At 70.4% G+C, this 16,050-nt stretch carries 10 protein-coding genes and 1 pseudogene; 4 read left to right on the top strand and 7 right to left on the bottom strand.

Annotated features, from left to right (window positions below; genetic code table 11):
* Positions 1-62 precede the first annotated feature (62 nt).
* Positions 63-845, bottom strand: a complete 783-nt coding sequence (locus tag AC07PR_RS04420; protein WP_495134545.1) for a 5'-nucleotidase, lipoprotein e(P4) family — start codon at positions 843-845, stop codon at positions 63-65.
* On the opposite strand from AC07PR_RS04420, the gene AC07PR_RS04415 reads away from it, so the two are divergent.
* Positions 750-4,997: a P-loop NTPase fold protein gene (locus tag AC07PR_RS04415; RefSeq protein WP_495134544.1), complete on the top strand. Its 4,248-nt coding sequence runs from the start codon at positions 750-752 to the stop codon at positions 4,995-4,997. The two genes, AC07PR_RS04420 and AC07PR_RS04415, sit on opposite strands and share 96 nt — an antisense overlap.
* A gap of 24 nt (positions 4,998-5,021) precedes the next feature.
* Here AC07PR_RS04415 and AC07PR_RS04410 read toward each other — a convergent pair whose 3' ends face one another.
* Both AC07PR_RS04410 and chrA read right to left on the bottom strand, forming a co-directional pair.
* The gene (locus tag AC07PR_RS04410) at positions 5,022-6,413 is read right to left on the bottom strand and encodes a 3-deoxy-D-arabino-heptulosonate 7-phosphate synthase (RefSeq protein WP_495134543.1); all 1,392 of its coding nucleotides are present in this window, start codon (positions 6,411-6,413) and stop codon (positions 5,022-5,024) included.
* 85 nt (positions 6,414-6,498) lie between these two features.
* Positions 6,499-7,851: a chromate efflux transporter gene (gene chrA, locus AC07PR_RS04405; RefSeq protein WP_495134542.1), complete on the bottom strand. Its 1,353-nt coding sequence runs from the start codon at positions 7,849-7,851 to the stop codon at positions 6,499-6,501.
* A 112-nt stretch (positions 7,852-7,963) separates the two neighbouring features.
* Between chrA and AC07PR_RS04400 the strand changes: the two genes are divergently transcribed.
* Positions 7,964-8,377: a YfeK family protein gene (locus AC07PR_RS04400; RefSeq protein ID WP_495134541.1), complete on the top strand. Its 414-nt coding sequence runs from the start codon at positions 7,964-7,966 to the stop codon at positions 8,375-8,377.
* A 90-nt stretch (positions 8,378-8,467) separates the two neighbouring features.
* Here AC07PR_RS04400 and AC07PR_RS04395 read toward each other — a convergent pair whose 3' ends face one another.
* From AC07PR_RS04395 to AC07PR_RS04385, 3 genes and pseudogenes are all read right to left on the bottom strand, one after another.
* On the bottom strand, positions 8,468-9,061 hold the full coding sequence (locus AC07PR_RS04395) for a serine hydrolase (RefSeq protein WP_495134540.1): 594 nt from the start codon (positions 9,059-9,061) through the stop codon (positions 8,468-8,470).
* Positions 9,051-9,494 (bottom strand): annotated as a pseudogene (locus tag AC07PR_RS04390) (serine hydrolase); the annotation flags it as partial. The gene AC07PR_RS04395 and the pseudogene AC07PR_RS04390, both read right to left, overlap by 11 nt.
* Positions 9,495-9,822: 328 nt before the next feature.
* A complete protein-coding gene (locus tag AC07PR_RS04385; RefSeq protein WP_495134539.1) occupies positions 9,823-11,052 on the bottom strand; it encodes an esterase-like activity of phytase family protein in 1,230 nt (409 codons plus the stop codon).
* Between the two features lie 137 nt (positions 11,053-11,189).
* Here AC07PR_RS04385 and AC07PR_RS04380 point away from each other — a divergent pair, with 137 nt between their 5' ends.
* A complete protein-coding gene (locus tag AC07PR_RS04380) occupies positions 11,190-11,621 on the top strand; it encodes a hypothetical protein (protein ID WP_495134538.1) in 432 nt (143 codons plus the stop codon).
* Positions 11,622-11,658: 37 nt separating this feature from the next.
* Here the strand turns inward: AC07PR_RS04380 and AC07PR_RS04375 are convergent, their stop codons facing one another.
* On the bottom strand, positions 11,659-13,617 hold the full coding sequence (locus tag AC07PR_RS04375) for a T6SS phospholipase effector Tle1-like catalytic domain-containing protein (protein ID WP_495134537.1): 1,959 nt from the start codon (positions 13,615-13,617) through the stop codon (positions 11,659-11,661).
* Between the two features lie 148 nt (positions 13,618-13,765).
* On the opposite strand from AC07PR_RS04375, the gene AC07PR_RS04370 reads away from it, so the two are divergent.
* On the top strand, positions 13,766-15,988 hold the full coding sequence (locus AC07PR_RS04370; protein ID WP_495134536.1) for a bifunctional diguanylate cyclase/phosphodiesterase: 2,223 nt from the start codon (positions 13,766-13,768) through the stop codon (positions 15,986-15,988).
* The last annotated feature ends 62 nt before the right edge of the window (positions 15,989-16,050 follow it).

Genomic DNA, 16,050 nt, shown 5'->3' with positions numbered 1-16,050 from the left:
CCTCAAGCCCTCAAGCGCTTAGGCCCAAGAGGGGCCACGTCCGGTGGCCTTGCGTTGATCGATTACTGAGCGGCGGACGCTCCGGACGCCGGGACGGCTGGTTCGACGGTGCCGGGTCCGCGCCAGGGCTTCAGCGCGTCGTAGCGTTGAGGCAGCGTCAGGGAATCGCCCCAGGATCCGTAAGTCGGATTGGGGATCGGCACCCAGGTCAGGCCCCAGCGTTTCGCGTGGTCCTGCTCGACGTACTTCGCGCGGGGCACGAAGTCGTTGAGGTCGTCGCCGACGAGCATGGCGATGCGATGCGTGCGCGCCACCGCCAGGCGTCTGGCGCTCTTGTCGGATTCGGCCCAGTCCGCGCGGTCGCCGCGCAGCATCAGGTCGCCGGGAGCGACGGGGCGGCCCAGCACCCGTTCCAGATTCGCGAGCGTCTGCGCCTTCTGTGGGCACGCGGCGTGAAGGCCATCGGGTCCGTAAGGCCCGTTGGCGGGGCAGGTCCGGTTGGTGACGAAGACGACGCGGAAGCCGAGGGCGCGCGCACGGGCGATGAACGCGGGCGCCCCCGGGATCGCGGTGGCCTGCGCGGAAGCGACCCAGGCGGCCCACGAGGCGCTGTCGTAGGGCTTGCCCGCCTGGATGCGCCACGCCTCGTACGGCGAGTTGTCGACCACCGTCTCGTCGACGTCCAGCACGATCGCCGGCGGCTTGCGGGCGAAGCCGCCTTGCGCGGCCTGTTCGAGCGACGCGGTCTCGTGGGTGGCCTTGCGCGCGGCGGGGAGGCGGGCGGTCGCGGCGCGATAGACCGCGAGCGTCGCGGCCCGCCGCTCGACGGCGGTCTGGAACCACATGGTGGCCGTCACGCCTTCGCGGCCCACGATCGGCAGCGTGTCGGCGCTTGGCGCGGATACGGCCGCAGCGGCCTCTGCCGTCGAAGCCGCGGCGCTCATCGACGCCATGGCCATGAGCGCAGCAGTGAGCGCTGCAGGGAAGGGCCGCGCGAGGCGGGGACGGGGCACGGCGAGGCGCATGTCGGAGGCTTTCTCGGCATCGGAACGCGTGGATTGTGCGGCGTCCCCGGCGTCATACAGATTGATGATGCACCGGCCACAGGCGCGGGATATACGAACGGCGTGGCCCACTCGTTCCCCGCCATGGACGCTCCTTCTACCGGCTCGCCTGCGACGCATCGACGCGGTGGCCGCATCTTGTTGGTGATGGGACTGGTCTGGTGCGCCGCGGCCACCGTCGGGGCGCTGTTGCAGCCGCCCGGGCCGGTGACGTCGATGCTCCCCTCAACCCGCACCGAACACGGGCTGTGGGACTGGTGGCGCTTACCCGTGGAGCGCAACGCGTTCCTCCGGCTACCCGCGGTCAATGGCTGTTTCAACTCGATGGCGGTCGATGCAGGTGGGGAGCGCCTGTGGGTAGTCGGATGCGGTGGCGCGATGGTCGCATCCATCAACGGCGGCGCGACCTGGCAACCTCAAGCCACTGGGACCACTCGGCAACTGGCCGTGGTCTATGCCAACGCCGATGGTCAACATCTGTGGGCCGCCGGCGAGGCCGGCACGCTTATCGCGTCTAACGATGGCGGCGCGCATTGGGCCAAGTTGCGCACCGACACGGATCGATATCTCACCACCATTCAGCTGGCGTCGGACTCACGCCGCGGATGGATTGCGGGCAGGGAATACGTGGCGAGCCTCACCGAAGACGGCGGGCTGGGCTGGAAAGGCATGCCAGGGCTGCCGAGGTTCGGCATCAGAGATCTGCACTTCGACGACGCCGGGCGCGCGGGGCTGGCAATAGGGTGGAGTGGGGGTGTTTTCACGTCGGAGAACGGCGGGCATACCTGGCGTGTAGTCGATGCGCTAGTCGCCTTGCCCGCAGGCGACATGTGGACGCATGCCATGTTGACCCCCGATGGGAAGCGCGCCGGCTTGCTGAGTGAGCAAGGCCGCGTCTCCTGGTGGGAGGTCGAGCGTAAGACCTGGACACCACCAGCATCTGGCGGGCCGGTGCTCCCGTCGGACTGGGCCTTCAGCCCGGACGGTCGCAGGGGCGTCGCGATAGGAGGCTTCCACTGGCTCGCGACTACTGCAGACGGAGGTCTGACTTGGCGGAAAGAGCCGAAAGCCTCGTACAGGCGTTTGATGTCGGTCCGATTCAGCGCTGACGGACGGAATGCCTGGGTGTTGGGCGATGACGGCTACTTGGTCTTGTCTCGCGACGGCGGGAGATCCTGGTCCCCGACGACAAGACAGGCCATGGGCTCGCTCAAGAGCGTCGGGTTCTCGGACGATGGCCACCGCGGTTGGGCTGTGGGCGCCGATGGCATCGTGCTGAGAAGCGAGGATCGCGGTGCCACGTGGCGTCAACAAACGTCGGGCACTTCGAGCGACCTTGGACTGCTGCAAGTGAGCGGCGACGGCATGAAGGCCTGGGTGACGGCGCAGGACAGCGGTCGCGTGTTCCAGACGACAGACGGCGGCGCGCGATGGGCGCCGGGCGAGCTGACGCCGGAGGCGAGCGCGCTGATGCTGCGCGCTCGCCTGCCGCTGTCTCCGCCAATGCCAGTGCCTCGGGAAACCCTCGGCGGCTACGTCGAGCCGGACAGCGGCCGCGGCTGGGCTGTCGGTGACGGCGGTCTGCTGTTGACCACGATCGACGGCGGCAAGACCTGGACTGATCCGCGCGTCTATGCGCGCTACCCGGCGCCTTGGTACTGGCTCGCCTTGCTCCTGTCGGTGCCGATGTTCCTTCGCGCCTGGCGGTCGTTCACGCAGGCGCGCCAGGTGGTGGCCGGCATGGCCGACACGCCGGCCACCGACGCGGCGCTGACCGACCCGAAGCAGGACCGGCTCAACTTCGAGCCGCTCGCCGCGGGCATCTCCCGCTTCCTGCGCAACCCGGCGACCGAGCCGCCGCTGACGCTCGCCGTCACCGGCGACTGGGGTTCGGGCAAGAGCTCGCTGATGGGCCTCGTGTGCGCGGACCTGCGCAAGCATGGCTCGCGTCCGATCTGGTTCAACGCCTGGCACCACCAGAAGGAGGATCACCTCTTCGCCGCGCTGCTGGGCGCGCTGAGCAAGCAGGCGCTGCCGCCCTGGCTCAGCCTCGATGGCATCGGCTTCCGGCTGCGCCTGTTGTGGCTGCGCTCGCGCAAGCACTGGGCGTTCACGGTGCTGCTGTGCGCGGCGGCGGCGTTGATCCTGACCTTGCACGCGGGGATGAACGATCCCGCAGCGGAGGCTCAGATGCTGCGGCGCGTCGACCAGGTGCTGGGCTCGCTGGCAGGGCAGGAGCCCGCGAAGACCGCCGCCGCGCCGACAAGGACGGCGGCGGGACCGGCGTCGGATGCCGCTTCGAGCACGACGCCGAGTGCACCGCCCTTGCCCTGGGCGGAATGGCTCGCGCTGTTGACGGTCGCGGGCACCACGCTGGCCGCGTTGCGCAAGGCGCTGACGGCCTTCGGCGCGGATCCCGCCGCGCTGCTGGCCGGCGGGCTTCAAGGGATGAAACCCAAGCTCGCCGCCGAGCAGAACAGCTTCCGCACGCGATTCGCCGAGCAGTTCGGCGAGGTCTCGCGCGCCTTGCCCGAGCGCGTGGTCGTCGTTATCGACGATCTCGACCGCTGCCGGCCCGAGGCCGTGCTCGAGATCATGGAAGCGGTGAACTTCCTGACCTCGTCGGGGCAGTGCTTCGTGCTCTTCGGCATGGCGACCGACAAGGTGCAGGCGGCGCTGGCGATCGCGTTCGAGCGCATCGCGAAGGAGTTGGCGAGCGCGTCCGCGTCCGATGCCAACGCCAATCCCGAGCAGGCCGCGCGCGAACAGCGCCGCGCCTACGCGGCCAACTACCTGCAGAAGCTGATCAACCTGGAGATCAAGGTGCCGACCGCGCAGTCATACGAGGCGTGGCGGCTGCTGACCGACGATCCGGCGATGGCCGCCTCGTCGTCGTGGCGGCGCGAGGCGATGCAGGGGCTCCGTCGCCACGCGATGTGGTTGGCGCTCGCGGGAGCGATCGCAGGCGGCGTGAGCGTGGGCGTCCTGCTGCGTCCGCAGCTTCCGTTGAAGGCGCAAGCGCAAGACCTGGCAACGGGGCCTGTGTTGACGGCCGCGTCCGCGCCGGAAGCCGCCGCTGTCGCGAGCGCCGCGAGCGCGCCGCGCTGGGTACCGACACCGGGCCTTGGCGCATCCGATCCGACGCTGGCCTGGGGGCGATCCCCCGCGCAGTCGGCGACGCGGGTGCTCGTGCAAGCCGGCGCGGACAGTCATGCGGATGAATGGATCGTGGCCGGCGTGCTGGTCGTCGGCGCCGCATTGGCGGGACTGCTGCTCCTGCGCGCCGCGAGCCGGCGCCATCGCGAGGCCACCGATTCCAAGGACTTCCGCGACGCGCTCAAGGTCTGGACCGAGCTGGTCCGCGAGTCCGCCCACACCCCGCGCGCGGTCAAGCGCTTCGGCAACAAGCTGCGCTACTTCGAGATGCTGCAGCAAGGGGAAGCGCGCGATCGCACGTTGCTCGATGACCTCAAGGCGCGGCTGCGCCGTTTCGCCACGAAGGGCGACGACGCGGCCTCGGCGGCGAACCCGCCGAGCGCAGAGCCGAATCGACGGATCGCCGCGCAGCAGCTCGTGGCGCTGGGCGCGCTGCACGAAGCCTTCGGCGCAGACTGGCTGTCGCGATTCCGGTCGGATCTGGGTCACAGCCGGCCAGGCGACTTCTCGACGTTTTCCCAGTACGACGACGTGCGACTGATCGATGACGCGGAGCGCTTCATCGCGAAGCACGAACTGCTGTTCGGCACCGGATGGCCGCCGCGTCCGGAAGAGGTGGAGGTCTTCGCGCGCCTGCTCGACGGGATCCGCATGCCTGGCGAATCGGAAGAGGTCGACATGCGCGGGCCGTCCGAGAACAGCGCGGCAGCAAATGCGGAGCCGGATTCGGAGCCGCCTTCGCCTTCGCCTTCGTCCAGTCGGCCCGAAATGAAATGACCGGTCGCTGCCGATCGATCGCTCTCAGGCCGTCACCGCAGTCAGCAGGTCAAGCGGATGGACCATCAACTCGCGCACGACGCGCAGCGTCGCGTACTGGTGCAGGACCGAGGTGAAGGCGGGCGCTTCGAGCAGCAGTCGCCAGACCGGGCGCAGCAGGGAAGGGGTGACCGGCGAGCCGTCCTCCAGCCGCATGGCGACGTCCAGGCTGGCCTCCGCGGAGAGCAGTTGCATGCGGCTCGCCGCGTTGAGCAGCCGCGGCGCGCGCTCCTCCGGACCGTCGCAGCAATAGAGCACGGCGCGCGCGAGATGGCCCTGCTCGGTGGGCAGCGTGCTCAGCGAGGCGCCGCGCAGGCGCACGTCGCCGTCGTTCGAGGCGAACCCGTAGGTTGTGCCGATGTCGGCCCGCGCCAGCAGGCGCAAGCCGCGCAGCAGACGGGGCAGGTCCGTCGTCGCGGCATCCGGGGAGGCCTTGGCTTCGATGAGCAGGCAAAGGTCCCAGTCCTCGCCGCCAGGCTCCGCGGTCTCATGGCGCCGCAGCAGTGCCACGTCCCATTCGCTCTTCGCGCGTTGCGCATCGCCGGGGAAGGAGGGCGGCACCCGCAGCGAAGTCGCGACCCGGTATCGCGTGCCACCAACACCGGCACTGATACCAACACCGGCACTGATACCAACATCGCCGTGGCCCGTGCCGACACCGCTGCCGCCTTCAGCATTCATGCGGCTGACGAGCGCGTCGAGCGCCTCGGTGGCCAGCGCCTCCACCGCGTCGCCGCGCTGCTGCGCGCCTGCGCCGCTGGCGGCCGCCTGCTCGCTACCGGCGACCGGTCCTTGCCGGTCCCACAGCGCGCGATAACGCGCCACGAGTGCATCCGAGGACAGCGCGTCGAGGCGCCGGAGATGCTTCATCGCACTGTCGTCGGCGAGGCGCTCGAGGCCGCGAAGGAGCAGCGGCTCGGCGCGAACCTCGGGCAGGTCGCGCAACGGCGCGATGACGTCGGACACACGCGCCCAGTCGCCCGCTTCGCCCGCGGCGTGAAGCGCCAGGAGCGCCTCGCGCGCCGGTCCCGGCGATCGGCGCTGCGTCTTCGCGGGGTGGGCGAGGGCGTTGACCGCGGCGCGGACCGCGCGACGATCGCGCTCGGCATGCGCGCTGAGCGAGGCGTACTCGCGGACCACCGCCGAGCGGTGGCGCAACACCATGGCCTGGAAGGCGGGGTCGCCGCCGCTTTCCGCGATGTCGTCGCCATGCGTCTTGAGCGGACGCATCGCCTCGCCGATCAGGTCGGCGAGCGCGTTGAGGAACAGCGTCTGCACGGCGTCTTCGGGTGCCTCCCCGCTCGCGAGTGCCGTCCGTGCGTGTTCGATCGCGACGGCGAGCGCGGTCGCCGCGCCCGCGGCGCGAGCGTCTTGCAAGGTCGCCGGCAGCGCGGGCGCGCGATACCGCCGGGCCGTCCGCCGCAGCGCGTCTTCGAGGAGCGGGGGCAGGGCCTGCGACACCTCAAGCGCCCATGGCCATCGACCACGCCAGCCCGATCGCCGCGCAGGCGCCGAGCAGGGGGAGCACGCCCCACTTGAGGCGGAACAGCGCGAACGCCGCGCCGGCGGCGATCAGTGCGGCCACGAGGTCGAAGCGGCCATGCAGGCCGTCCGGCCAGAACACGTGCCCGGCGAAGAAGCAGGCGAGATTGACGATCACGCCGACGACGGCCGCGGTGATGGCGGTGAGCGGCGCGCTCAGGCGCAGGTTGCCGTGCGTCGACTCGATCAGCGGTCCGCCGGCGAGCACGAGGACGAAGGACGGCAGGAAGGTGAAGAAGGTGACCACGGCGGCCGCGATGGCGCCGGCGAGGAAGGGCGCCTCGGGCCCGAAGGGATGCGTGTTCCAGCCGCCCATGAAACCGACGAAGGCCACCACCATGATCAGTGGGCCGGGCGTGGTCTCACCGAGCGCCAGCCCGTCGATCATCTGAGGCCCGCTGAGCCAGTGATGCTGGTCGACGGCGCCCTGGACCACGTAGGGCAGCACGGCGTAGGCGCCGCCGAAGGTCATCAGCGCGGCCTTCGTGAAAAAGCCGCCCATCCGCGTCAGCACGCCGTCGACGCCGTACAGCAGCACCAGTCCGCCCATCGCGACGGCCCACAAGCCGAGACCGACGCCGAGCACGCCCAGCAGCCGACGCCGCGTGAAGCGCGCATGCGGGGGCGTGGGCGTGTCGTCGTCGATGAGCGCGGGGCCATAGCCGCTCCGGGCCGCGTGGGGCCCGGCGCCGGAGAACGCCGCCGGCGCCAGGCGCGCGCCGACGGCACCGACGACGCCGGCCGTCAGCACGATCAATGGGAAAGGGGTGTCGAAGGCGAAGATCGCGACGAAGGCCGCGACCGCGATGGCCCACAGCCAGCCGTTCCTGAGCACGCGCCCGCCGATGCGATGCGCCGCATGCAGCACGATCGCCGTCACGGCGGGCTTGATGCCGTAGAACAGCCCGGCGATCACCGGCTGGGTGCCGAAGGCGGCATAGACCCACGACAGCGCGACCAGGATCAGCAGCGACGGCAGGACGAAGAGCCCGCCGGCGACCAGCCCGCCCCAGGTCCGGTGCATCAGCCAGCCGATGTAGGTGGCCAGTTGCTGGGCCTCCGGACCGGGCAGCAGCATGCAGTAGTTGAGGGCATGCAGGAAACGCCCCTCGCTGATCCAGCGGCGCCGTTCGACGAGCTCGGCATGCATGATCGCGATCTGCCCGGCGGGACCGCCGAAGCTGATGAATCCCAGCTTCAGCCAGAAGCGGAAGGCTTCCCGGAATCCGACCGCGGGGGGGCGGTCCGGCGGAGGGGAGACAGGGCGGGTCATGCGGAGATCGAATGGCGGCGGGCCGGACGCGAGGGCCGGGCGATGGCAGCGAAGTGTGCCTCATCAGCCGCCATGGCAACATCGCGCTTTCCGTTGCCACGACGACCTTGCCATGCGCGCCCCTGTGATCACGATGCTGCTCGCCACTGCGTTGACCGCGACCTTCGCACCCGCCTTCGTCAAGGCCGACCCGCTGCCCCCGGCCGCGAAAGCCGAAGTCGCCGCGCTGCTCGACAAGCTGACCGCGTCGTCCTGCCAGTTCAACCGCAACGGGGACTGGCACTCCGCCGCCGAGGCGAAGACCCACCTCGAGCGCAAGCTGAGCTACCTCGAGGACAAGAACCTCGTGAAGACCGCGGAGCAGTTCATCGACCTCGGTGCGTCCAAGAGCAGCATGAGCGGCAAGCCCTATCTCGTGCGCTGTGGCGGCGCGGCGCCGGTCGAGAGCAAGACCTGGCTCACGCGCGAGCTCGCGACCGTGCGCGCCGCGGGGAAGGGCGCCTCGGCGCCTTCGCCCGCGCGCTGAGTTCATCTTGCCGAAGCGCTTGCGCTGAAGCGATCACGCTGAAGTTCTCACGCTGAAGTTCTCACGCTGAAGCTGTCCAGCCGGGTCGCTTCAGCGGGTGGTGCTCGCCTGGAGCTTGCCGAGGATCGCGTAGGCCGCGTCCACGCGCTCCGGGATCGGCCAGCTCCGGTTGCCCAGCAGCACGACGCCGATGCGTTGCGTCGGCACGAATACGACGTAGGCGCCGAAGCCGCGCGTCGAGCCGGTCTTGTTGAACAGCCGCGGTCCCGCCGGCGTGTGGTCCAGCGCCTTGACCGCCGTGGTCACGCGCCCCAGCGTGTTGCCCGCCTGGAGCTGCGCCAGCGACACCGGCCACGGGTACTGCTCCCAGCCCAGGCCCTGCGTCATGCCGTCGACCTGGAAGTGACCGACGTGGGTGGCCTCGACCGCCTGGCGAGTCGTCGCGTCAAGGCCGCCGGGATCGATGTTGACCTGCATGAATCGCACCAGATCCGCCGCCGTCGTCTTGATGCCGTAGGACTCCGCGTCGAACGCCCGGCGAGACCCGAACGGCCATGTCCTGGGTCGCTCCCTGGTGCTCGACCTTGTCGTAGCCCGTGGCGTAGTTCGCCATGGCCGCCGTCGGCACCCGCAAGTAGGTCTCTCGCAGGCCGAGCTTGGGCAGCAGGTCCGCTTCGACCGCATCGGCGTAATCGCGTCCCAGCGCCGCGGCCGCAGCGCGGCCGAACAGGCCGATGCTCGGATTCGAATAGCGACGCTTCTCCCCCGGCGCGAAGTCGGGCTTCCACTGCTGGAGGTAGCGCAGCATCGACGCCTCGTCGGTCACCGCGTCGGGCACCTGCAGCGTGAGGCCGCCGGCCGTGTAGGTGACGAGGTTCAGCAGCGTCGCGCGGTCGATCGGATGGCCCTTCAGCGCGGGCAGGAAACGGCTGGGGTGGTCCGACAGCTGGAGCTTGCCTGCCACCAGCGCCTTCGCGCCCAGCGTCGCGTTGAAGGTCTTGCTGACGGAGCCGACCTCGAACAGCGTCCTGTCGTCGACCGGCTGGCCGGACTGCTTCGACGCGACGCCGTAGTTGAAGACGAAGGACCGTCCGCCGACCGTCACGCCGACGGCCATGCCGGGGATGTCGTTCTTCGCCATCATCGGGCGGACCGCCGCGTCGACGGCCGCGCGGATCGCCGCGGCATCATGCACGGGGTCACGCACGGGGTCAGTCGTTGCCTGCGCGGAGAAGAGCGCGAGACCGGACGCGGCGAGCGCCGTCAGTTGTGCCGTCAGTCGCGCCGCGGCGCGTGGAATCCCATGCATCGATGAAGCCTCGTTGGAATCGTTGGAATCGGTCCGCGCGAGATGCGCGGCGTTCAACCCGGACCATAGAGGCTGCCGCCCTCTGGCTGAAGGCGAAAGGCGCGTTACGGGCGGCCGCCGTAACGCGCCCCTGACCTCAAGGCTGGACTTCGAAGACCAGCATCTGGTTGCGGTCCGTCAGCGAGTCCGCCGTCGGGAAGTTGTCGTCGGCGACGACGACCAGGCTGCGCTTGCCGTTGGGCAGCTTCGGCCCGAAGGTCATGCCTTCGAGGTTGGCGATGCCGCCGAGCTGTGTCTTCAGCGTCTCGAAGTCCAGCACCAGCTTCTTGCTCACCGGCGTCGCGCCGGTCAGCGAGGTGGCCGTCAGCACGTTGGTCGCGTTGGCGGTGTCGATCTCGTAGAGCCGCACCTGGTTGCCGATCACGCCGACCGAGAAGCTGCGCTCCAGCACCAGGAAACGCGTCGCCGACAGCGCCAGGATCTCCGTCGGACCGTTGACCGTGAACTGGTCGGCCGGCACCGGCGTGGCCTGCACCTTCTCGATCGGATAGACGTACTGCGCGTTGGCCACGCCGCTCGCGCGATCGAAGCGCGTCAGGCGCGACGCGCTGCCCGCCGCCGGCGTCGGTGTGGCGCCGTCCTGGATCAGCGCGCCTTCCATCAGCACCCAGGCCGACTGGGCGTCGGGCGAGAAGCTCAGGCCCTCGAAGACCAGGTTGCCGCGCGGGCCGGTCTCCTGCGCGCTCATCTGGAACATCGCCGGCAGGGTGTACTCGCGCACGTGGCCGCCCTGCGGCGAGATCTCGCGGATGAAGGGGTTGATCACGCGCGGCGGCGTACTCGTCAGCGTGCGGTCGCCCTCGCTGAGCCAGACCCAGTTGCCGGTGACCGGATCCACGCGGACCGACTCCGGATCCGCGACCTTCGCGTCCGGCACCTTGGGATAGACGCTGCCGTCCGGCTGCTTCATCGTCACCACGCCGGTGAAGCTCGCCGCGCTGAAGGTGTTCGCGTCGAAGCTCAGCTTGGCGGTGTAGAGGCGGGGCGCGCCGGCGGAGTCCGTCGTCGTGCGGTCGTCGCTGATCAGCACGTAGGTGTCGGTCTTGGGGTCGTAGTCGACGCCGGACAGCCCGCCGACGACCGTGCCCGCGTAGTCCATCCGGCGCGGCAGCACCTGCTGGCCGATCAGGCGCAGGCTGGAGACGGTGATGTTGTTGTTGCCGTTGATGGGCTCGCCGGCGTCGTCGTCGCTGCCGCCGCAGGCGACCAGCGCTGCGGTCGCCACCAGCAGCGGCACGAGGCCGCGGGTCGCGGCGAGGGAGCAAGCGATGGAACGGCGGAAGGACGGCGTCGAGGTGAAGGACATGACAGCGATGGAGGTCGTGATGCGTGTCATGTTCGTTGCGCAAGGTTGCGCCGAGGTGACAGGCCGTCGCTATCATTCGCACCCGCCGCGCCGCATCATTTCGAAACACATGGCCGGCCGATCAGGGAGAAGAAGTCATGCGAGCCGTGCTGCTCATCATCGTTGTCGCCATCCTGGGTGTCGTCGGCTGGAAGAAGCGCGACGAGATCCCGTTCCTGCGCGATGCCGCGCGGCAGGTCGAGCGCCAGGCAGACAAGGTCGAGATTCCCAAGAACCCCTTCGCCGAGAGCCCGCCCGTCACGGCGGATGACCTGCGGACGAATCCGGTCCCCGGCCGCGCGCGCCGCTGCCTGGTCAACGGCAGCGTGCTCTACACCAACGATGCCTGCCCGGCGGGCAGCACCGAGCAGCAGGTCAAGGGCGGCACGATCACCGTCATGCCGGCCTTCAAGGCGCCGCCGGCACCCGCGTCGGCCGGTTCCGGCATCCCCAACGCCCGAGACCTGCTCAAGCCCAAGGGCGGCACGCTGAAGGACCAGGCGCAGGAGAAGGCGATGGAAGGCCTTTGAGGCCTCGGCGCCTGCCTCGAACGAGGTCCGCGCAGGGTCAGGTCTTGCGTCCCACCTTGCCGACCGTCTTGACCGGCAGCACCGCCAGCAGCACGCGGCCCACGCCGAAGACGGCGATGCCGAGGCCCCACGCGAGGAGCTTCACCAGCGAGCAGGCGCTCATCGCCAGCAGCGCCACGCCGGCAAGGCGGGGCATGCCGAGGGTGTCGATCGCGACCGCGGCCAGCGTCGACAGGTCTTCCAGCGCGTCGGCGCCGAAGGCCAGCGCCGGCAGCCAGCCGATGGCCAGCAGCAGCCGTGACCGCGACTCGCCCGGGTGGCGCCATCCCGCCATCCACGTGAACACGCGCGACGCGAGCCGCGACAGCAGGTAGGCCGCCGCCAGCAGGAAGAGCAGGTCCCCCGCGAGGCCCCAGAAGATGCCCGCGCGGTTCTGGCGGATCCAGTCGAGGTGATCGGGCCAGCCGTGCACCACGACGTGGACCAGGAAGCCCGCCTGGTGGCGAGCGAACTCCCACGGCGCCACGGCGCTGCGCATCAGGCACTCCCACCAGCCGCCCGGCGCCGGCAGCCTCGACTGCAGGAAGGGCAGCTGCTGCAGGTTCCAGCCGGAGAGCAGCAGGAAGGCCGCGCCCGCGAGGACCGCGAACAGCAGCCACGGCAGCGACCGCCGCTCGTCCCAGACGCTGGGGCCCTGGAACGGCGCGGGCGGTGACTCGGGCGCCACGTCGACCGGGATCTTCTGCCTGCCCTTGGGGATGCGGACGACCTCCGTCGTCATGCGCCGCACCGTCATGCCGGCGAGCGCCCAGAACGGCGTGTCGTGGAGCGCGTCGTGGCGCAGCGGCAGCGTGCCGACGAAGGACTCGGGCAGCGGCATGCCGAAGGCATCGCTGCCGGCGGGCAGGCTGGACAGCGGCGGGACGCCCAGCTCCGCCGCCGCCTCGTTGACCATCCACACCATCGACGCATCGGGCAGGCCGGTGCGGCCGTGGGGATAGCGGCGGCTCTCCGCCGATTGCGCCGGATAGCTGCCGCCGACGTCGCAATGCACGCCCGGGAACCAGAGCTGGCGCAGCGTGCGCACGATCGGGCGATTGAAGCGGTCGACCCCGGGCACGTCGACGCGGCTCGGCGAGTCGTAGACCCGCGGCAGGAAGGGCCAGCGGTGCTCGTCGAAGGCCAGCGCGTGGCGGACGTTGAGCATGTGCCGCTTGTCCGCGAAGGTCGCCGTGGCCGGGTTGTCGCGCGAGCCGAAGGGCGGCAGGCCGACCGATTCGACGGTGTCCCAGACGCCGACCCAGAAGACGTCCGCGGGCCGCGCGAAGTTGCGCCGGACCTGCTCCGCGAGCCGGTTGCGCGTGGCCGCGGTCGCCTCCTCGCCGCCCTGGGCGCCGCGCGCGCCTTCCTGGCCCGGTCTGGCGAACCCGCGGTGGACGAAGCGCGCCAGCGAGCGCCGCCAGTTCTTGCGGCCCTCGGCCTGCTCCTCGATCGGCGGCTGCGAGAAATAGATCCGGACCAGCGTCGGGATCAGCTCCTCGTGCTCGGGGCGCAGGATGCCGAAGAGGTTGACCATGCCGACGATCGCGCGCGCCGTGAACGCACCCCGCGAGAAACCGAAGCAGAAGATGCGGTCGTCGATGCGCTCGTCGAAGTGGCGCATCAGGAAGCGGTAGCCCTCGCCGATGTTGTCGTAGACGCCCTGGCCCGAGGCCAGCCCGGCGATGCGCGCCCAGCGGCGCTTGATCAGGTCGATGAGCCCGGTGGGCGGTGCCGAGTCGGGCGAGCCGACGCCGGGGTCGTAGTACAGCAGCGAGTCGATGGCCGGCCGCCGGCTGCGCAGGTAGCCGAACAGCTTGAGGACGTTGGTGTCCTCGATCCCACCGGTCAGCGTGTTGTTCGTGCCGTCGCAGAACAGCACGAGGTTGCGCTTGCGGAGGTCGAGGCCGCCACCGCCGCCGCTGCCGGCGCCCGTCGTGCTCGTGTCCATGGCCATCCCCCCTCTGTGCTTCTTCTGTCGAAACCGGAAGGCTAGGACGGAAGGGCCAGGCGGTCATCCCCGAATGTGGGGACTCGGGAAAACACAGGGCCCGGGGGACCGGTGCGGCTGTTGGACGACGTCCCGCTGAGGCACCATTCAGGGCATGCCGCTTTCCGATCCGCAACACCTCGTCGATGGCGCCGTGCGCCGCCGGCGCCGCATGACGGCCTGGCTGATCGGCGCCAACCTCACCGTCGCGCTGGTGCTGGGCGCGCTCGTGGCGCATGTGCTGGTCACGTCCCATCGCGCGTATGCGGCGCAGGCGCGCGATGTCTCCGAGGGCCTGGCCGCCGTGGCGCAACTCAACGTCGCGGCCGAGATGGGCCGCGTCGACGCGGTGCTGCGCGCGACCGCCGGCGAGATGGAACGGCTGCTCGAAGCGCCGGGCGGCGCCTCCGACGCGGTGCTGAACGAGGTGCTCCACGCGCGCTTCGGCCTGCTCTTCGGCATCGAGGCCCTGCGCGCCGCCGACGCGTCCGGGCAGGTGCGCTGGGGCACGCGCCTGCCGGCCGACGCGCCGGCGTGGATCTCCGATCGCGACTTCTTCATCAAGGCCCGCGACCTCTCGAAGCCGCTGACGCAGGTCACCGGGCCGCTGGTCTCGCGGGTGTCCGGCAACTGGGTGATCGGCTTCGGACGGCCGCTGGTGGTGCGCAACCGGTTCGCGGGCTTCCTTTACGTGACCGTGGGCGTCGATCATTTCCGGCATCTCTTCGAACGCTACGACCTCGCGCCGCTCGACGCGATGACGCTGCGCCGCGACGACCTGCGCCTGGTCGCGCGCATGGCGCCGGGCAGCCCGGCGCAGGGCGGGATCGGCGAGACGCAGGTCTCCGACAAGCTGCGCGAGATGCAGGCCGCGCAGCCGCGCCAGGGGACCTTCGTGTCGACGGTGACGATCGACGGGCAGAACCGCACCAGCGCGTACCGCGCGCTGGACGACTGGCCCTTCGTCGTCTACGCCGGGGTGAACAACGAGCGCTTCTTCAAGCCCTGGCGCCAGCAGGCCTGGACGGTGGCCTCGCTGGCGGTGCTGGCCTGGCTGCTGGTGGCGCTGGCGGCGTGGCAGGTCCATCGCGTGACGCGGCGGCAGGATGGCGCGATGCAGGCGCTGGCCGATCAGGGCAAGCGGATCCAGGCGCTGATGCGCGTCTCGGCCGACGGCATCCACATCGTCAACCGGCAGGGACGGCTGGTGGAGTTCAGCGACGCCTTCGCGGAGATGCTGAAGTCGACGCGTGCGTCGCTGCTGGGGCGGCACATCTCGAGCTGGGATGCCAACCAGGACGAGGCCGCGATCACGCGCTGGCTCGCCGGAGTCAAGGCCGGGGACCGGCAGCGCGTCGACGTGCAGCACCGGCGCGACGACGGCGAGGTGATCGACGTGGAACTGCAGCTGAGCGTCACCGAGATCGGCGGGGAACTGATGGTGTTCTCCTCGGGCCGCGACGTCACGCAGCAGCGGCGGCTGTTGCGCGAGCAGGCGGCGATGCTCGAGAGCGACCTGGTCGGCATGGCCAGGATCTCGCGCCGCACGATCAGCTGGCGCAACCGCGCGCTGGAGCGGCTGCTCGGTTACGGGCCCGGTGAGCTGCAGGGCGTGTCGGCGCGGGTGTTCTATTGGGACGACGCGCAGTTCGAGGAGGTGGGTCGGCAGGTCTACGCGGCCTTGGCCGAGCACGGCTACTACCGCTCGCAGATCCGGATGCGGAGCAAGACCGGCGAGGCGGTGTGGGTGGACTTCGGCGCGGTGCCCTTGTCGGACACGGAGATCTTCGCGATGGCGGTCGACATCACCGCGATGAAGGCGGCGCACGAGGACCTGGCGCACGCGGCCTTCCACGACGCGCTGACGCAGCTGCCCAACCGCGTGCTGCTGTACGACCGGATCGAGCAGGCCCTGGCGCTGGCGCGGCGCGAGCGCCAGCAGGTGGCGGTCTGCTACCTGGACCTGGATGGCTTCAAGGCGGTCAACGACGCGCAGGGGCACGACGCGGGCGACCAGTTGCTGCAGACGGTGGCGGCGCGCCTGACGGCGGGCATCCGCCCGCTGGACACGGTCGCGCGGCTGGGCGGCGACGAGTTCGTCCTGGTCCTGACCTGCATCGAGGACGGGGAATGGCGCACGGTGCTGGCGCGCGTCATCGACGCGATCGGCGAGCCGATCGTGTTGTCGTCCGGGGCGAAGGTGGCGGTGGGCGTCACCGCGGGGGTCGCGGTGTTCTCGCCGGACGACACCGTCGGCGCGCACGAGCTCATCGAGCGCGCGGACCACGAGATGCTGCGGGGGAAGCGCGATGGGAAGGGGCGGGTGAGGGCCGGTTGAGGGCCGGTTCAGGGCGGGGTAAGGAAGCATCTCGTTGCATCGCGAGGTTAGGGATGTCGCGC

The organism is Roseateles sp. GW821-FHT09H11 (assembly GCF_059415845.1).
This window is presented reverse-complemented; position numbering and strand designations above follow the sequence as displayed.

Bases quoted from the DNA above. Each gene is read 5' to 3' on its own strand.
- chrA (WP_495134542.1), bottom strand. From the start codon at position 7,851: ATGACCCGCCCTGTCTCCCCTCCGCCGGACCGCCCCCCCGCGGTCGGA.
- AC07PR_RS04380 (WP_495134538.1), top strand. From the start codon at position 11,190: ATGCGAGCCGTGCTGCTCATCATCGTTGTCGCCATCCTGGGTGTCGTC.
- AC07PR_RS04400 (WP_495134541.1), top strand. From the start codon at position 7,964: ATGCGCGCCCCTGTGATCACGATGCTGCTCGCCACTGCGTTGACCGCG.
- AC07PR_RS04420 (WP_495134545.1), bottom strand. From the start codon at position 845: ATGTGGTTCCAGACCGCCGTCGAGCGGCGGGCCGCGACGCTCGCGGTC.
- AC07PR_RS04385 (WP_495134539.1), bottom strand. From the start codon at position 11,052: ATGTCCTTCACCTCGACGCCGTCCTTCCGCCGTTCCATCGCTTGCTCC.
- AC07PR_RS04370 (WP_495134536.1), top strand. From the start codon at position 13,766: ATGCCGCTTTCCGATCCGCAACACCTCGTCGATGGCGCCGTGCGCCGC.
- AC07PR_RS04395 (WP_495134540.1), bottom strand. From the start codon at position 9,061: ATGCGGTCGAAGCGGACCTGCTGCCCAAGCTCGGCCTGCGAGAGACCT.
- AC07PR_RS04375 (WP_495134537.1), bottom strand. From the start codon at position 13,617: ATGGCCATGGACACGAGCACGACGGGCGCCGGCAGCGGCGGCGGTGGC.